15 protein-coding genes are annotated in these 15,334 nt (G+C 40.6%); 12 read left to right on the top strand and 3 right to left on the bottom strand.

Features of this window, described 5'->3' with window-relative positions; all coding sequences use genetic code 11:
- Positions 1 to 34: 34 nt before the first annotated feature.
- Positions 35 to 1,099, top strand: a complete 1,065-nt coding sequence (locus tag B2W36_RS20370; RefSeq protein WP_293889386.1) for an endonuclease/exonuclease/phosphatase family protein — start codon at positions 35 to 37, stop codon at positions 1,097 to 1,099.
- Here B2W36_RS20370 and B2W36_RS20365 read toward each other — a convergent pair.
- Positions 1,089 to 2,699 (bottom strand): S41 family peptidase, encoded by a 1,611-nt coding sequence (locus tag B2W36_RS20365; RefSeq protein ID WP_293889385.1) that lies wholly within the window; start codon positions 2,697 to 2,699, stop codon positions 1,089 to 1,091. The genes B2W36_RS20370 and B2W36_RS20365 overlap by 11 nt on opposite strands.
- A 317-nt stretch (positions 2,700 to 3,016) precedes the next feature.
- Here B2W36_RS20365 and B2W36_RS20360 point away from each other — a divergent pair, with 317 nt between their 5' ends.
- The 5 genes from B2W36_RS20360 (at position 3,017) to B2W36_RS20340 (ending at position 7,886) form a co-directional block, all read left to right on the top strand.
- Entirely contained in the window at positions 3,017 to 3,586 is a 570-nt protein-coding gene (locus tag B2W36_RS20360; protein WP_209578121.1) for a hypothetical protein, read from the top strand.
- A gap of 129 nt (positions 3,587 to 3,715) precedes the next feature.
- Positions 3,716 to 5,113: a class II fumarate hydratase gene (gene fumC, locus B2W36_RS20355; RefSeq protein WP_293884023.1), complete on the top strand. Its 1,398-nt coding sequence runs from the start codon at positions 3,716 to 3,718 to the stop codon at positions 5,111 to 5,113.
- Between the two features lie 3 nt (positions 5,114 to 5,116).
- The gene (locus B2W36_RS20350) at positions 5,117 to 5,650 is read left to right on the top strand and encodes a fumarate hydratase (protein WP_209578119.1); all 534 of its coding nucleotides are present in this window, start codon (positions 5,117 to 5,119) and stop codon (positions 5,648 to 5,650) included.
- Between the two features lie 63 nt (positions 5,651 to 5,713).
- Complete coding sequence (locus B2W36_RS20345; protein ID WP_293884026.1) at positions 5,714 to 6,865, top strand: MFS transporter; 1,152 nt, start codon at positions 5,714 to 5,716, stop codon at positions 6,863 to 6,865.
- A gap of 19 nt (positions 6,866 to 6,884) precedes the next feature.
- Entirely contained in the window at positions 6,885 to 7,886 is a 1,002-nt protein-coding gene (locus B2W36_RS20340) for an acyltransferase (protein WP_293884028.1), read from the top strand.
- Positions 7,887 to 7,907: 21 nt separating this feature from the next.
- Here the strand turns inward: B2W36_RS20340 and B2W36_RS20335 are convergent, their stop codons facing one another.
- Positions 7,908 to 8,372 (bottom strand): copper resistance protein NlpE, encoded by a 465-nt coding sequence (locus B2W36_RS20335; protein WP_293884030.1) that lies wholly within the window; start codon positions 8,370 to 8,372, stop codon positions 7,908 to 7,910.
- Positions 8,373 to 8,564: 192 nt separating this feature from the next.
- Complete coding sequence (locus tag B2W36_RS20330) at positions 8,565 to 8,939, bottom strand: DUF3127 domain-containing protein (protein ID WP_070570272.1); 375 nt, start codon at positions 8,937 to 8,939, stop codon at positions 8,565 to 8,567.
- Positions 8,940 to 9,016: 77 nt separating this feature from the next.
- Between B2W36_RS20330 and B2W36_RS20325 the strand changes: the two genes are divergently transcribed.
- The 6 genes from B2W36_RS20325 to pepT all read left to right on the top strand — a co-directional run bounded on the left by B2W36_RS20325 (position 9,017) and on the right by pepT (position 15,232).
- The gene (locus B2W36_RS20325) at positions 9,017 to 10,198 is read left to right on the top strand and encodes a THUMP domain-containing class I SAM-dependent RNA methyltransferase (protein ID WP_209578269.1); all 1,182 of its coding nucleotides are present in this window, start codon (positions 9,017 to 9,019) and stop codon (positions 10,196 to 10,198) included.
- Positions 10,191 to 10,838 carry an HD domain-containing protein gene (locus tag B2W36_RS20320; RefSeq protein WP_209578115.1) on the top strand — a complete coding sequence of 216 codons (648 nt, stop codon included), beginning with the start codon at positions 10,191 to 10,193 and terminating at the stop codon, positions 10,836 to 10,838. Before B2W36_RS20325 ends, B2W36_RS20320 begins: the two co-directional genes overlap by 8 nt.
- Positions 10,839 to 11,091: 253 nt before the next feature.
- Positions 11,092 to 11,859, top strand: a complete 768-nt coding sequence (locus tag B2W36_RS20315) for a glycerophosphodiester phosphodiesterase (protein ID WP_293884035.1) — start codon at positions 11,092 to 11,094, stop codon at positions 11,857 to 11,859.
- A gap of 100 nt (positions 11,860 to 11,959) precedes the next feature.
- Positions 11,960 to 12,796 carry an endonuclease/exonuclease/phosphatase family protein gene (locus tag B2W36_RS20310; protein WP_293884037.1) on the top strand — a complete coding sequence of 279 codons (837 nt, stop codon included), beginning with the start codon at positions 11,960 to 11,962 and terminating at the stop codon, positions 12,794 to 12,796.
- A gap of 234 nt (positions 12,797 to 13,030) precedes the next feature.
- Positions 13,031 to 13,855: a DUF4197 domain-containing protein gene (locus B2W36_RS20305; RefSeq protein WP_293884039.1), complete on the top strand. Its 825-nt coding sequence runs from the start codon at positions 13,031 to 13,033 to the stop codon at positions 13,853 to 13,855.
- 114 nt (positions 13,856 to 13,969) lie between these two features.
- Positions 13,970 to 15,232, top strand: a complete 1,263-nt coding sequence (gene pepT, locus B2W36_RS20300; RefSeq protein WP_293884041.1) for a peptidase T — start codon at positions 13,970 to 13,972, stop codon at positions 15,230 to 15,232.
- The last annotated feature ends 102 nt before the right edge of the window (positions 15,233 to 15,334 follow it).

Below are 15,334 nucleotides of genomic sequence, written 5' to 3'. Positions count from 1 at the left end.
TTTAAGAAGAAAACTGGGGTTTATAAGTAAAACAATGTTCCTGGCGAATATGCTTGCGATCATTGCCTTGCTGATGAGCTATTCAGCGACTTTCATCAATCCTAAATCTTTTTGGCCTATTGCTTTTATGGGGTTAGGCTACCTTCCTATACTTATTATTAATATTGGCTTTATCTGCTATTGGCTGCTCCGCAAGCGAAAAATTGCATTTTATTCACTCGTGACCATCCTGATTGGATGGCCTTTTTTAACTAAACACTGGAACATTCGCAAAGAGAATGCCCCTGTCTCGTCGGAAACACGTACGCTGCGTATCATGACCTTCAATGCACATTTATTCAAAAAGGTAAACGACGAGAAAAAAAACTTTAAAGCCGATGTTGTTCGCATTATAGACAGTATATCTCCTGATGTGATCTGCTTTCAGGAATATATTAGTAAAATTAAAGGAAAACATGTGTTCTCGGAAGAGTTCAAAGATAAGCTGGGCTATGATTATTTTTTCTTTGAACCTAGTTCTAAAAATGATTATGAGGCCTATGGAATGGCTGTTCTTTCACGTTTCCCGATTTATGATTCAGGTACCATAAGAGACAACGATTACGGTATCAATCGCATAAGTTATGTCGATGTCAAAAAACAGGATACCTTGATTCGCATCTACAATATACATCTCCGTTCTTTTGCGCTTCAAAATGAAGACAAAGAGTTTATTCAAAATTTATCCAATACTAATGAATTGGATAATTCAAGAACACGTAGATTGAGCCGCAAACTGAAGAATGCTTTCGAACTCAGGAGTGAACAGGCACATTCGTTAAAGAAGCATATGAATGAATGTCAATATCCTTATATTGCCGTAGGTGATTTCAATGATACGCCAATGAGCTACTCGGTCAATTTGATTGGAGATGGTCTGTACAATGCGTTTAAGGAGAAAGGTAATGGTTGGGGTGTGACGCATCACGCCCTTTTACCGATCTTTCAGATTGATTATATTTTTGCAAGTCAGAAATTTCAGGTGATGAACTATCAGATTGTCAAAAAGAAATTATCAGATCACTACCCTGTATGGGCTGATCTTAGACTTAAACCTTAGGCATTTGATAGCCCAATGTTTTAAGGCCTATTTCGATAAATTTATCTCTTCTATTTTTGATTTTATAGTAGGCTTCACGGCCAAAATAGTATCGCCCTACTAATGCTTCGATATCGGATTGAATAATATCATGTAAATTTTTAGCTTCTCTGGATGTCACCGAAATACGCTTTTGGCTATTGAGGTATGAAATAAATAGATCAAATTCTGCCGCAGGCAAATGGTAGCCACTTATAAAATTCTCGATAGAATATGCGGGCAGCTGTTTTGTGAATCGATCATAAACAAACTCTTCGATTGCATTGGAATGGAAAATCTCGCGATATTTGGAGCTGGTTTCATTGGTATCAATGGGGATAGTCACATCGGGAAGGATACCGCCACCACCAAAGACAAGCTTTCCTTTGCTGGTTGTAAACATTTCTTTTTGGCTGAATTCGGTATCCATGGTCCAAAGATCGAAGCCTGTCATGTATTTTGCTGCATCAAAATTTGCGCGTGTATATTTTCGTTGAATACATCTTCCGAGTGGCGTATAGTAACGTGCCACGGTCAAATTGATTGCCGAACCGTCTGAAAAATCAAATTGCTCTTGTACCAAACCTTTGCCATAGGACCGACGCCCCACAATTGTAGCCCGATCCAGGTCCTGAAGAGCGCCGCTAACAATTTCGCTTGCCGAGGCTGTGCTTTCGTTGATCAGCACAATGACACGGCCGTCGCCAAACTCCCCAGCTTTCTCGGAATAGAAATCCTGACGTGGCTCATTGGCCCCTTCGGTATACATTAACAGTCTTTTTTCATGAAAAAATTGACCCGCTAGATCAATTGCCGTATGCACAAACCCACCACCATTATTACGTAAATCCAAAATAAGATCTTGCGCTCCACTTTTTCGTAAGTCAATGAGTGACTGCCTGAATTCGTCTGCCGTCTTATGTCCAAACCTTCGAATTTTTACATAAGCTGTTTTTGGAGCGATCATATAGGATGCATCTAAGCTCGAAACATTGACCTGATCACGGATCACTTTTATTGGATTGCTCAATACCACTCCATTGCGCTGAATGGAAATTAATACCGCTGTTCCTTTCTTTCCACGGATCAGTCTTTCTATTTCGTTTTCGGTCACTTTCCTTCCGACAAGATCCTTATTTCCGATCTTTAAAATGCGGTCACCAATACGCATTCCCGCCTTCTCAGCAGGGCCTGCAGCAACCATCCCAACAACGAGCAGGGTATCTTTCAAACGAAAATACTCTACTCCAATACCATCAAATGTTCCTTCAAGCGTCTCCTGCTTAGCCAGCACTTGATTTGGTTTCAAAAATGTGGAAAAAGGGTCTAAGCGGGATACAACATGCTCAATGGCTTCGTCCTGAACGGTGTCTATACTGACATTATCGACGTAATTTTCGGCAATTAATTGAATGAGATATTGCAATTTATCCGAGTTACCGTTGGAGCGTAAGCTAGAAAAAGTTGTTTTTTGATTACTTCCTTGCTCTTCAGCATAATTTTGTCCCAACAGCAAGCCGAGAAGCAATACCGCAGCATATGTAGCGGCTACAAAAATATTTCTTTTAATACTTTTTTGCATGGGAAATCTTCCTGAATTATCGAAGAAGAGAAAAATTATTCAACATTCATTACCTGATCAAAAATAATAAGTTTATTCGGTTAAACGAGTACGTGAACCATATTTTTACATTAAAAATAAAAAACCGTACTATGGTCTAGGACAGCCTGTCAGTGCCATTCGTCCGTTCAATTCCATCCCCACATCTCTTCGATCGCTCGAAGAGCAAGCCGTAGGGACTTTCTCACTCTTTTCCTCAAAACAGTACTATGCCTGTAATTTAACTTGCAAATCCGCGTAAATTTATCTTAGTTTGAGTCGAAAACGATTCAACTGGTATGCACGAAATCGAACCTTATTACAATTGGCGGGATTATTACATTGCCGCTGATGATGAACAATCGCCCTTCTATGGCACCATCTATAGCGAATTTGATTTTGACAAACAGGTCTATAATTTTCTCCTCCATCCGCAATGGGATGAATTTGGTTCGCTTACTTTATATTTAAAAATTCTGTTTGTAGACTATGAGAAACAATATTGCATTATCGAACTGATTGGTGAATGGAATGATGCCATCTACAATGATATCATGTTATTCAAGCGAGAAATTATTGATGTATTGATCAGTCAAGGTATCAAATATTTTATTGTAATCGGCGAGAATGTGCTGAATTTCCATGCTTCAGACGACTCGTATTATGAGGAGTGGTTTCAGGATATTGAGGATGGCTGGATTGCAGGGATTGGTTTCCGTGAACATGTTATCGAAGAGTTCCAACAACAGAATATAGATTATTACATTAATTTTGGAGGGGGGTTGAATACACTCGCTTGGCGAACATTAAAACCGAAACAGGTATTCTACCATGTGAATGAATCCTTGACAAAACGTCTTGGTTTTTAAGATTTGCTTATTGGGAGTTTTATTCTTAATCCTTGTTCTTTACTGTATTATCCTGTAACTTTGTGATTGATGTATTATGCGCTTAGCGCATGTACTTTTAATTTTACGTTTTACTTATACTTACATACTATGTCATTCAGAATTGAAAAAGACACGATGGGTGAAGTTCAAGTACCTGCAGACAAATACTGGGGTGCACAGACAGAGCGTTCACGCAACAACTTTAAAATCGGGCCGGCAGCTTCCATGCCACACGAAATCGTCGCAGGCTTTGCCTATTTAAAGAAAGCAGCAGCTTATGCTAACCACGAGCTGGGCGTATTATCTGTGGAGAAACGGGATGCCATCGCTGCAGTATCTGATGAGATCTTAGCGGGCAAATTGGATGATCAATTTCCACTGGTTATCTGGCAGACAGGTTCGGGCACGCAATCCAATATGAACGTGAATGAGGTTGTCGCAAACCGTGCACAAGTGTTGGCTGGACATAAAATCGGTGAAGGCGAGCCTGTGTTAAAAGCAAATGATGACGTAAACAAATCACAATCATCGAATGACACTTTCCCTACCGGAATGCATATCGCGGCTTACAAAGCTGTTGCAGAAGTTACCATTCCAGGCGTAGAAAAATTGCGTGACACCTTGGCTAAAAAAGCGGAGGAGTTTAAAAATGTAGTTAAAATTGGCCGTACACACTTAATGGATGCTACTCCGTTAACGTTAGGTCAGGAGATTTCAGGATATGTTGCTCAATTGAACCATGGTTTGAAAGCTTTGAGAAATACACTTTCGCATTTATCTGAACTTGCATTGGGTGGTACTGCTGTCGGTACAGGATTGAATACGCCAAACGGTTATGACGTAGTGGTTGCAAAATATATCGCTGAATTTACAGGGCTTCCTTTCGTCACCGCTGAAAACAAATTCGAGGCATTGGCTGCTCATGACGCAATTGTTGAAACTCACGGAGCATTAAAGCAGTTGGCTGTAGCCTTAAATAAAATAGCAAACGATATCCGTATGTTGGCTTCTGGACCACGCTCTGGTATCGGTGAAATCTTGATTCCTGAAAACGAACCAGGATCATCGATTATGCCAGGTAAAGTTAATCCGACACAATGTGAAGCATTGACTATGGTGGCGGCTCAGGTGATGGGTAATGACGTTGCAATCACCATTGGTGGAACACAAGGCCATTACGAATTGAACGTGTTTAAACCATTGATGGCGGCGAATTTCTTGCAATCGGCACGCCTATTGGGTGATGCTTGTGTTTCATTTGAAGAGCATTGTGCTGCAGGTATTGAGCCAAACTACAAGCGCATCAAAGAATTGGTTGACAACTCATTGATGTTGGTAACAGCGCTAAACACAAAAATTGGTTATTACAAATCTGCAGAAATTGCTCAAACAGCACATAAAAACGGGACTACGCTGAAAGAGGAAGCGGTACGTTTGGGTTACGTAACTCCTGAAGATTTTGACGCTTGGGTAAAACCAGAAGATATGGTTGGAAGTTTAAAATAAGCTGTGACTTTTATTTCAATTAAAAATATAAAAAGAAAAACATACCTACTGGCTGTTGTCATAGGTATGTTTTTCTTTTCTAATGCCTGTAAATTCAATTCGGATATGCAGAGTGAGGGCGCCCCTTTTTTGCAGGGAGAGTGGGTTCAGGATAGTATTCCAGGACAGCAGCAGATGATGCAATATACGTTGACCGATTTCAAGTTCACTTGCGACTCTGTTTATGCGACCATGCATGTCAACAATAAAGTACAAACAATCCCGGATAGCTGTTACAAAAACGGTTCCTGGACGGAACATGCAAAGGGGATCTATGTTTTGCGCGGAGACTCTATCCTTGTGGATGGCATTTACACGAAAGCTAATGGCAAGCAGAAGATTTCTGGCTGCTATCTTTCCGGCCAGTATATCCCCCGGTTTAAAGTCGTATACCATGCTGCTGATTCGGTCGTGCTGGAAAGCAGATTAGATCAACGTCAGATCATCTTAAGAAAAACTAAAAATATTACTTGTGTCCCTCAAAAAAGGTATCAGTAGTTTTTAGTACAATCTATTTATTATCTTCGTACCATTATCGTACAACCTCAACCTTAAAACACAATGAACAAAGGAATTATTTCTTTGGCATTTGGCGGACTTGCCATCGGAATGACCGAATTCACGATGATGGGAATTTTGCCGGATATTGCCCAAGATCTTCATATCGAGATCCCTACAGCCGCCCATCTGATTGCACTCTATGCACTAGGTGTTGTTGTCGGTGCCCCTACATTAGTACTATTTACGGGTAAATATCCTCCAAAGAAGGTATTGCTGTTTTTAATGCTGCTATTTTTTATCTTTAATGGCCTTTTTAGCATCGCACCGGGACAGTTTTTGATCAGTCTCTCCCGGTTTATGGCTGGACTTCCGCATGGTGCTTTCTTTGGTGTCGGTTCTGTCGTTGCGGCCAGACTGGCTCCAAAAGGAAAAGAAGCGCAGGCTATCTCCATTATGTTTACGGGAATGACGATTGCTAATTTAGCGGGCGTACCATTGGGCACCTACCTGGGTCATCATTATTCCTGGCGTTTGACTTATGGAATCATCAGCATACTGGGATTAATCACTTTTGCCGCGATTTATGTCTGGATGCCAAAAATTGAAGCCGCGAAAGGAAATAATATTTTTAGCCAACTCAACTTCTTCAATAAAAAAATTGCCTGGCTGTTAATGGCAATCATCGCCATTGGTACCGGTGGTCTTTTTGCCTGGATCAGTTACATCGCCCCATTAGTGACCAATGTATCGGGCATCGCTGCTGATCGCGTACCACTAATTATGATTCTGATCGGCGTTGGTATGTTTTTTGGAAACCTTATTGGTGGTAAATTAGCCGACACCATTTCACCAACCAAAGCAGCTATCGCGAGCTTTTCAGCCATGGCGCTTTGCCTTGTGATGGTTTATTTTATATCGCCTTTGGAATGGACAGCTTACCCGTTAGCATTTATCACCGGATTAGTGTCGTTTACCATTGGTTCACCGACCCAGCTCATGCTGATCCGTGCTTCGAAAGAGGCCGCCACGTTGGCGGCAGCAGGTGGTCAGGCTGCCTTTAACCTCGGAAATACCTTGGGAGCATTTTTAGGTGGAATTCCAATAACCTTGGGTTTGGCGTATAATGCGCCGTCACTTGTTGGCGTGGGCATGGCGACCATTGGAGCACTCCTAACCTTCCTTTATTTGAAAGTCTACGACAATAAACGCTAGTAAAAAATAGCAAAATCAAATGGCGCGAACCAGTTATATCAGTGTACTACGTATTGTGGCGATATTGCTCGTTATCTTGATTCATTCCTCTTCAGGTTATCTGAATAGTAATGAATTTCAGTCATTCGATTGGAAATATGCCAATTGGCTTAACAGCTTTTCGCGCTTTGCAGTACCGCTGTTTGTCATCATCTCAGGCGCCCTGCTTTTACAGAAAGACGAAAGCACGGGCGAATTTTATCGAAAACGTCTGTTAAAAATTGTTCCGCCCTTTCTTTTTTGGAGTATCGTTTATCTGGTCTACTATTTCATTCGTTACATTGATTTTGACTACATCGGTTTTCCACAAGTTATTAACATTGTGTTAATTCGCTTAAAATCAGGAACCAATGCCCACCTATGGTATCTATATATGATCCTTGGCCTCTACCTGGCAGTTCCTTTTATCCGTAAAATTGTAGGCAACTGCAGTAAAAAAGAAATCGAGATCTTTTTGGGACTTTGGTTTGCTTCCTTATTTTTCATGAATAAATGGTTTAATAGCTACCTGCCTAATTTTGACCTAACTTTTTTCTCGGGGTATATGGGTTATCTGGTTTTAGGCCATTACTTGCGCAACTATCCCATCCAGATGGGAAAATTACCGAGTTCTACATTTTTCCTGATCTGCTGTTTGATGACTACTGCTGGAACATATTATTTAAGTGTGTCACGAGGGGAATTTGATCCAACACTTTACAATTACCTTTCGCCAAATATCGCTTTGAGCGCAGGCTTTCTATTTGTATTTGTTCAACGGCTTAAACTCCCAGAAAACCTCCATGTATTCTGGGAATTTATTGATAGGCACAGCTTTGGTATTTACTTATGTCATATATTGTTGCTTAACTACATCCATCCTTTGCTTCCACTGTCCACTTTGTGGAAAATACCGACTGCAACAGTGAGCACGCTGTTGGCAAGTGCGCTGCTGACCTATTTACTACGGAAAATCCCGTATGGCAAATATGTCAGTGGATAAGTCAAGCAAGGAAATTTTGCTTTACAATTTTTCTCCTTCGACCTTATTATATACATAAAGATGTGCGTTGGGACCTTCGATCTCATGACCTTCCTGATCCAGCCCGATCAACTTATTTTCCCCAACTTTTAATTTCATATTGGTTTCTTTCCCTGTCAGATGAACGACGGCCCCTTTGTCGTGCCACATGACTTTGCCACTGTCCTCTACCTTGGTATTTTTATTTATATATTCACTCACAATAGTGAACGTATTGTTATTTTTTAAGGTAATGTTGGTTTTGATTCCCTCACAGTCGGCACAGGGAATAGTAGCTTCGTAAGTACCATGCCAATCGAGTGAATTGCGTGATGTATGGAAAGTATCCACCGCAACAGTCTCGTGGGCAGCAGAATCTGCAGCGGCTTGCTGACTATTTTTTGAGGTTTGATTGCATGCACTTAGCGAAATCGCTGCTAAGCAAAAATAGAATACGGGTAATTTCATAGCTGTTATTTTTTGATTTAAGACATCCAACAGCAAGCAATTTCAGCGCCAAGAAAAGTAGCGGTTGGTATCGGGCTATCTGTATTATAAAAAAGGCTTCTTGAGGAAGCCTTTTTTATTGTAGATAACTGTATTGCTTACAGTTTAAATAATCTATTTGCTACCGCGAGCAGTGCACAAATCCTATTCCGATTAGAATGGTAGATCATCGTCATCTGATGAACCCGCTAAATCTACAGGAGCAGGCATATCTGCGTAACCTGGGGAAGAAGGTGCTGGAGCAGCATTACCTAATTTTGTTACACGCCATGCTACCAATGAGTTAAAATAAGTTGTTACACCATCTTTATTAGTCCAAGGACGACCACGAAGATTAAAAGATACTTCTACCTCTTCACCAATCGCTAGGTTATCAAAAATTGACGTTCTGTCTTGTGTAGCTTCAAAACGGATATACTCAACAAATTGTGGGTTTTCGGCATAAGCTACAATCATATCGCGTTTTTTGAATGATTCTGTCACTTGTTGTGTCGCTCCTATCTCGTGTACTTTTCCTCTAATTTCCATAATCAAAAAAATAAATATTAAAGCGTAAAATTAAGCAATTTTTGAGGAAGAGTTTAATTAACTTTGTACAAAATATGATGGAAGTTTTCAACACCCCCAATAAAGTTATTATAACGTGCAATAAGCGCTTATCACCTTATTTGCAGCAGGAAGTTAAAGAGTTAGGTTTTGACATTGTCAGGGCATTTCCCACAGGAGTAGAATTAAAGGTCAGTATAAATGATACGATCAAGCTGAATCTGAATCTACGTACAGCCTCTCAGATTTTGTATTCGTTAAAAGAGTTTACAGCCAATAATCCCACGGAGCTTTATGAACAATTGAGTCAAATTGCCTGGGAAGAACTCATTCAATTTGATGGATACTTCTCGGTCAGCTCCAATGTGGACAATGAAACAATCAGCACTCCTTTATTTGCAAACGTAAAGGTTAAAGATGCTATCGTGGACCGCATCAAGGAAAAAAAGGGCATGCGTCCTAATTCAGGTCCAGACAACAATAAGGCTGTTGTACACCTGTATTGGAAAGATGACCGCGCAGAAATTTTCATAGATACTTCCGGTGAGACCCTAGCAAAACATGGTTATCGCAAGATTCCTGGAAAAGCTCCGATGCTGGAAGCTCTTGCAGCCTCAACAATTATGGCATCCAAATGGGATGGCAATGCTCCATTTGTAAACCCGATGTGCGGTTCCGGAACTTTAGCGATTGAAGCCGCTCTGATTGCAACAAATAGGAAACCGGGTTTGCTGCGCATGAATTACTCTTTTATGCATTTCATCGGTTATGATGAAACTGTGTTCTTCCAGGAGCGCAGACTACTTAAAGATCAAATCAATAAAAAGGCGGCCCCACAAATTATTGCAAGTGATATTTCGGAAGAGGCGATCAATGTTTCCAAGATGAATGCCAGAACTGCCGGCGTGGAACAATTAATTTCATTTGAAGTATGCGATTTTGCCGAAACACACGTTCCTAAAGAGGAAGGTGGCGTTATTTTATTCAATCCTGAATACGGTGAACGCCTAGGCACGCACAGCAAACTGGAAATTACCTACAAGCGTATGGGGGATTTCATGAAGCAGGAGTGCAAAGGGTATAGAGGCTATATATTTACAGGGAATCCAGATTTGGCAAAGAAAATTGGGCTGCGTGCATCCCGAAGGATAGAGTTTTATAATGGTAAGTTAGATTGTAGATTATTAGAATACGAATTATACGAGGGTACTCGCGAAAAAACAAAAGTATTGTATGAATAACATTATTGAGCGCACAGTAGCATTTGTGCAAGACCGATTGAAATTTGCAGAAGCAGGCCACGATTGGTCGCATATTCAACGCGTATGGAACAATACGAAGTTAATTTTAGAAAATGAAACGGCGGATGTCATGGTCTGCGAATTAGCCGCGCTATTACATGACATCGCTGACAGTAAGTTTCATGATGGCGACGAAACTGTAGGCCCTCGTGTTGCCGGAGAATTTTTGGCAAGTCTAGAAATTTCGCCTGAGATCATTGACCATGTCAAAAAAATTATCTTCAACATGTCTTTCAAAGCAAGCTTAGGCGAAGTGTCATTCCATTCGAAAGAGATGGAGATCGTGCAGGATGCTGATCGTCTGGATGCCATCGGAGCAATTGGTATTGCCCGCGCATTCAGCTTTGGCGGAAACAAGGGACGTGAGATGTATAACCCTAACATTCCTGTGCAGGAATATAAGGATAAAGAAGCATACAAACATTCAGAGGCCCCTACAATCAATCATTTCTACGAAAAACTGTTGTTGCTAAAGAATAAAATGAATACAGAGGCTGCGAAAAAAATAGCAGCGCATCGCCATGATTATATGCTCAACTTCCTTGATGAGTTTATAGCCGAATGGAATGGTAAAAAATAAATTACACTTAACAATTACTAAATATAAAAGTGGTACTTTAGATCTTGTACATTGAGATAAAAAGTACCACTTTTTTGCTTTCTATAACGTCAGCTTTAAAAATTATTCGCGAGAAATGATGATATGATCAGTGGTGCTCTTATGCGGTTTACAAGATAATCTTTCAGATTAAGTGTCCGAAAACAGGAATAAATCAACGAGTGAAACGGATAATTTATACCGTTTAAAACAAACACTCCTACATAATTATAGCATGAAAAAACATATTTTTAGTTGCCTTACGCTAGCCATGGTGATCTCATCCTCGGCATTATTTGCACAAACAAAAGCCATTGCGCATCGTGGCGTATGGAAAAACAGCCACCTTCCCCAAAATTCAATTGCATCTTTAACTGCGGCTCACGATCTCAAGCTTTTTGGGTCTGAGTTTGATGTGCATTTGACCAAAGACAACATACTGGTTGTCAACCATGACAATGATTTCTATGGTATTGATATTGCTACAGCAACGTACAAAGAACTCTTGGAAAAGAAGCACCCTAACGGCGAATCTATTCCTACATTGGAAGAATATCTTCATGCTGGAAAAAAATTGAAAGGCTTGCGTCTTATCCTTGAATTGAAAACCAATAAGCTCGGCCTAGAGCGTACACTTGAAGCGACAACAAAAACGGTGGAAATGGTTAAAAAATTAAAAGCAGAGAAGGTCACTGACTATATTTCTTTTAGTTTTGAGGCTTGTCAGAAGATTCACGAGATGGCTCCAAAGGCCAATATCCAATACCTTACGGGTGACAAATCTCCGGCTGAGGTAAAGGCTGCCGGAATAAATGGATTGGATTATCACTTTTCAGTTTTCAAAAAGAATGGCACATGGTTGAAAGATGCACATCAACTTGGTATGAAAGTGAACGCATGGACAGTGAATACTGCTGAGGAGATGACCAATTTAATCAATCAGAATATTGATTTTATTACAACGGACGAGCCTGAAATGTTGCTCCGTGTATTAAAGAAATAAGAATGCTTTAACATAGTCATGGCCCACAATCAGCCGATTAAATAGAAGGCCGACTTCGTGGTCATAAACAAATCAACATCATTTAAAAACGAAACTATTCATGAAAAAAAGTCTTTTTCTATTTTTAGCGCTCTGCCTTTCCTTTCTATCTCATGCCCAAGAATTTATTGCGGGCAGCTATAATATCCGCCAAAGAAACACTGTCGATGTGGACAACTTTTGGAACGACCGTAAAGTTCCGTTAACCAATCTGATCAAATACCACGGCTTCGCTATTTTTGGTATTCAGGAGGGATTCTTTGATCAGGTTCAAGATCTTAAAAAGCTGCTTCCTGGATTTGATTACGTGGGAGTTGGACGCGACGATGGCGCTCAGGAAGGTGAGCATTCAGCTATTTTCTACAATTCAAATCGCTTTAAAGCTATAAAGAGTGGTACTTTTTGGCTTTCAGCAACCGATACCGAACACCCGAATAAAGGCTGGGATGCTGCATTACCGCGGATCTGCACCTGGGGTATTTTTGAAGACAAGGCCAACAAAAAGCGCTTTATCTTTATGAACACGCACTTTGATCATATCGGCCGTACGGCACGTACCGAAAGTGCCAAATTGATTTTGGCAAAAGCAAAAGAGTTTGCCAAAGATTTACCGTTGATTTTAACTGGAGACTTCAATGTCGATGAAAAGGATGAGGCGTATTTCACCTTGGCGAACAGTAAAGTCGTCACTGACGTACACGAATTGGCACCATTCAAATACGAACCCAATTCCTCCTTCAATGGCTGGGGCAAAAGCACCACACCAACAGGTCGCATTGACCATATCTTTATCACCAAACCTTTTCAGGTCAAAAAATACGGTATCCTCACCGATACTTACATGAATAAATTTCCTTCAGATCACTTCCCAGTGGCAACGACACTCTCCTGGAAATAATATTGTGTGAACAACAACCGATCGCTGAAACAGCAGGTTCGATGAGGACCTGCTGTTTTCGTTTGGATTGTATCAATTAAAGTGATTTGGAGTTATGGCATCCGTACGATCTCTCCACATCGCTGTAGCCTATCTGCTACGATTCTAGACAATCTGCAGAGTTGGCTGAAATTGGCTTAAACTTTCACACATATTAACAGTCGATATACCTAATTTTGGCAGCAAAACAATAACATGATGAAATTTCCACTATTATATTGTACACTACTTGTCTCAGCATTACTTTATTCCAATACAAGCGAAGGACAGATTTTTAAGAAAATCACGGAGGCTTTGGCAAAAGCAAATCAGGGTCAAACCGACAGTGCTAAAACGACGTCTGCTTCAGGCACTACAGCAACATCATCAAAAAACAACACCTTAGCGTCTGTATCCAATAGCGATGCTTCATCAGGAATTAAACAGGCTCTAAGAAATGGTTTAAATATGAGCATCGAATCTTTGGCCAAGAAAGATGGTTTCTTAGGGGATGCAACGGTAAAAATTCTAATGCCTGCAGAAGCACAAAAGGTAGAAAAAACATTGCGTGCAGTTGGTATGGGGAAATTATGCGATCAATTTATACAAAGTATGAACAGAGCGGCGGAGGGAGCTGTTAAAGAAGCTGCCCCCGTATTTGTGAACGCTCTTTCAAAGATGACGATTACAGATGCGACGAATATCCTGTTGGGCAGCAAAGAAGATGCTGCGACAACGTTCTTTAAAACAAATACATCGACTGAATTAACAGACAAGTTTCGTCCTGTCATTAAATCTGCCATGGGTACAAACAATGTGGATCAGTACTGGACGCAATTGACAACAGCTTACAATAACCTCCCTTTAGGCAATAAAGTGGAAACAAATCTTACGGCATACGTTACCCAAAAGGCTATAGATGGTTTATTTATCAAAGTCGCTGACCAAGAATCAAAAATTAGACATAATATCGGTGGCAGTAGAAATACCAATATTTTACAGCAGGTATTCGGGTATGCCGACGAGAAAAAATTTAAATAGCGTCATATGTGTTTAATAAAGGACAATTTGTTTGTAATGCAACACAATTAAATTGCAAATAAAAAGCAATTTATCTAAGTTTGACCACCCTTATCACATTAAGGCTATTAGAAAATGAGCACATTTGAGATCAATAACATACATGATTTTTCGGTGTCCGAAAGATTTCAACGCTATGTACAGATTGACACCCAGTCTAATGCAAATTCACCAACATGCCCTTCTACGGAAAAGCAAAAAAACCTTGGCGAGTTACTGGTAACGGAGTTGTTAGCATTAGGCATTTCAGACGCTGCTATGGACGAAAATGGCTACATCTATGCAACCATTCCAGCGAATAGTTCCAAGAAAGTTCCTGTTATCTGCTTTTGTTCTCATATGGATACTTCTCCGGACTCTTCGGGGAAAGATGTTAAACCTTTGTTACACAAGAACTATCAGGGGCAAGACTTGGTACTTCCTGACGACAGTAGTGTTATCATCAAATATGCGGAGCATCCAGACTTGGCCAATCAAATTGGCAATGATATCATTACTGCAAGCGGCACCACTTTGCTGGGAGCTGATGACAAAGCTGGTGTGGCCGAAATCATGGATGCCGCCCGTTTATTGATGAAACATCCTGAAATTAAACATGGCGATATCAAAATACTTTTTACGCCAGATGAGGAGATTGGCAGAGGCGTAGATAAAGCCGATCTAAAACGTTTAGCAGCGGATTTTGCCTATACAATGGATGGTGAGCGAGCGGGAACGATTGAGGATGAGACATTTTCAGCTGATGGTGCTACCTTGACCATTCATGGTGTATCTGTACACCCGGGATTTGCTAAAGGGAAGATGCAAAGTGCTATCAAAATCGCCAGTGCTGTAATTGATGCCTTACCGAAAGATAGACTTTCCCCTGAAAGTACCAGTAAAAAAGACGGCTTTGTACATCCTGTTCATATCAGCGGTTCGGTAGAAAAAGCAGAAATTCAATTTATCATACGCGATCATGTGACCGCCAATCTCAAGAAGCACGAAGACGAACTGGAGGAAATTGCAAAATCGATCGTGGAGAAATATCCAAATTGTACGTATACTTTCGCTGTAAAAGAACAATACCGTAATATGAAAGAAGTGCTGGATCAGCATCCACAAATTATGGAAATCGGCATGGAGGCGATCAACCGCGCAGGAATGGTAGCCGAAAGGAGAAGTATCCGTGGCGGAACAGATGGCTCGCGCCTTTCATTTATGGGCTTACCTTGTCCGAATATTTTTGCGGGAGGCCATGCTTTCCATGGAAAACAAGAGTGGGTATCGGTACAGGATATGGAAAAAGCGGTCAAAACAATTTTACATGTTGTATCTTTATGGGAAGAGAAAGCATAGTTGGACTTCATCCTACCAAAGGCATTGCGATGCCTAAAAGCAATACCAATTCATGAGCAAATAGCCGAGTGCAACGGGTTCATTTATACAGTTAAAAAGTAG

This window comes from Sphingobacterium sp. UBA3549 (genome assembly GCF_002376635.1).
GTDB lineage: Bacteria > Bacteroidota > Bacteroidia > Sphingobacteriales > Sphingobacteriaceae > Sphingobacterium.
Note: the sequence above shows the minus strand (reverse complement) of the source record. Positions and strands in the feature narration are given on the sequence as shown.

What these genes read in the sequence shown, in the direction of transcription:
- B2W36_RS20370 (WP_293889386.1), top strand. Translation starts at nt 35, where the DNA reads ATGTTCCTGGCGAATATGCTTGCGATCATTGCCTTGCTGATGAGCTAT.
- B2W36_RS20365 (WP_293889385.1), bottom strand. Translation starts at nt 2,699, where the DNA reads ATGCAAAAAAGTATTAAAAGAAATATTTTTGTAGCCGCTACATATGCT.
- B2W36_RS20360 (WP_209578121.1), top strand. Translation starts at nt 3,017, where the DNA reads ATGCACGAAATCGAACCTTATTACAATTGGCGGGATTATTACATTGCC.
- fumC (WP_293884023.1), top strand. Translation starts at nt 3,716, where the DNA reads ATGTCATTCAGAATTGAAAAAGACACGATGGGTGAAGTTCAAGTACCT.
- B2W36_RS20345 (WP_293884026.1), top strand. Translation starts at nt 5,714, where the DNA reads ATGAACAAAGGAATTATTTCTTTGGCATTTGGCGGACTTGCCATCGGA.
- B2W36_RS20340 (WP_293884028.1), top strand. Translation starts at nt 6,885, where the DNA reads ATGGCGCGAACCAGTTATATCAGTGTACTACGTATTGTGGCGATATTG.
- B2W36_RS20335 (WP_293884030.1), bottom strand. Translation starts at nt 8,372, where the DNA reads ATGAAATTACCCGTATTCTATTTTTGCTTAGCAGCGATTTCGCTAAGT.
- B2W36_RS20330 (WP_070570272.1), bottom strand. Translation starts at nt 8,939, where the DNA reads ATGGAAATTAGAGGAAAAGTACACGAGATAGGAGCGACACAACAAGTG.
- B2W36_RS20325 (WP_209578269.1), top strand. Translation starts at nt 9,017, where the DNA reads ATGGAAGTTTTCAACACCCCCAATAAAGTTATTATAACGTGCAATAAG.
- B2W36_RS20320 (WP_209578115.1), top strand. Translation starts at nt 10,191, where the DNA reads ATGAATAACATTATTGAGCGCACAGTAGCATTTGTGCAAGACCGATTG.
- B2W36_RS20315 (WP_293884035.1), top strand. Translation starts at nt 11,092, where the DNA reads ATGAAAAAACATATTTTTAGTTGCCTTACGCTAGCCATGGTGATCTCA.
- B2W36_RS20310 (WP_293884037.1), top strand. Translation starts at nt 11,960, where the DNA reads ATGAAAAAAAGTCTTTTTCTATTTTTAGCGCTCTGCCTTTCCTTTCTA.
- B2W36_RS20305 (WP_293884039.1), top strand. Translation starts at nt 13,031, where the DNA reads ATGATGAAATTTCCACTATTATATTGTACACTACTTGTCTCAGCATTA.
- pepT (WP_293884041.1), top strand. Translation starts at nt 13,970, where the DNA reads ATGAGCACATTTGAGATCAATAACATACATGATTTTTCGGTGTCCGAA.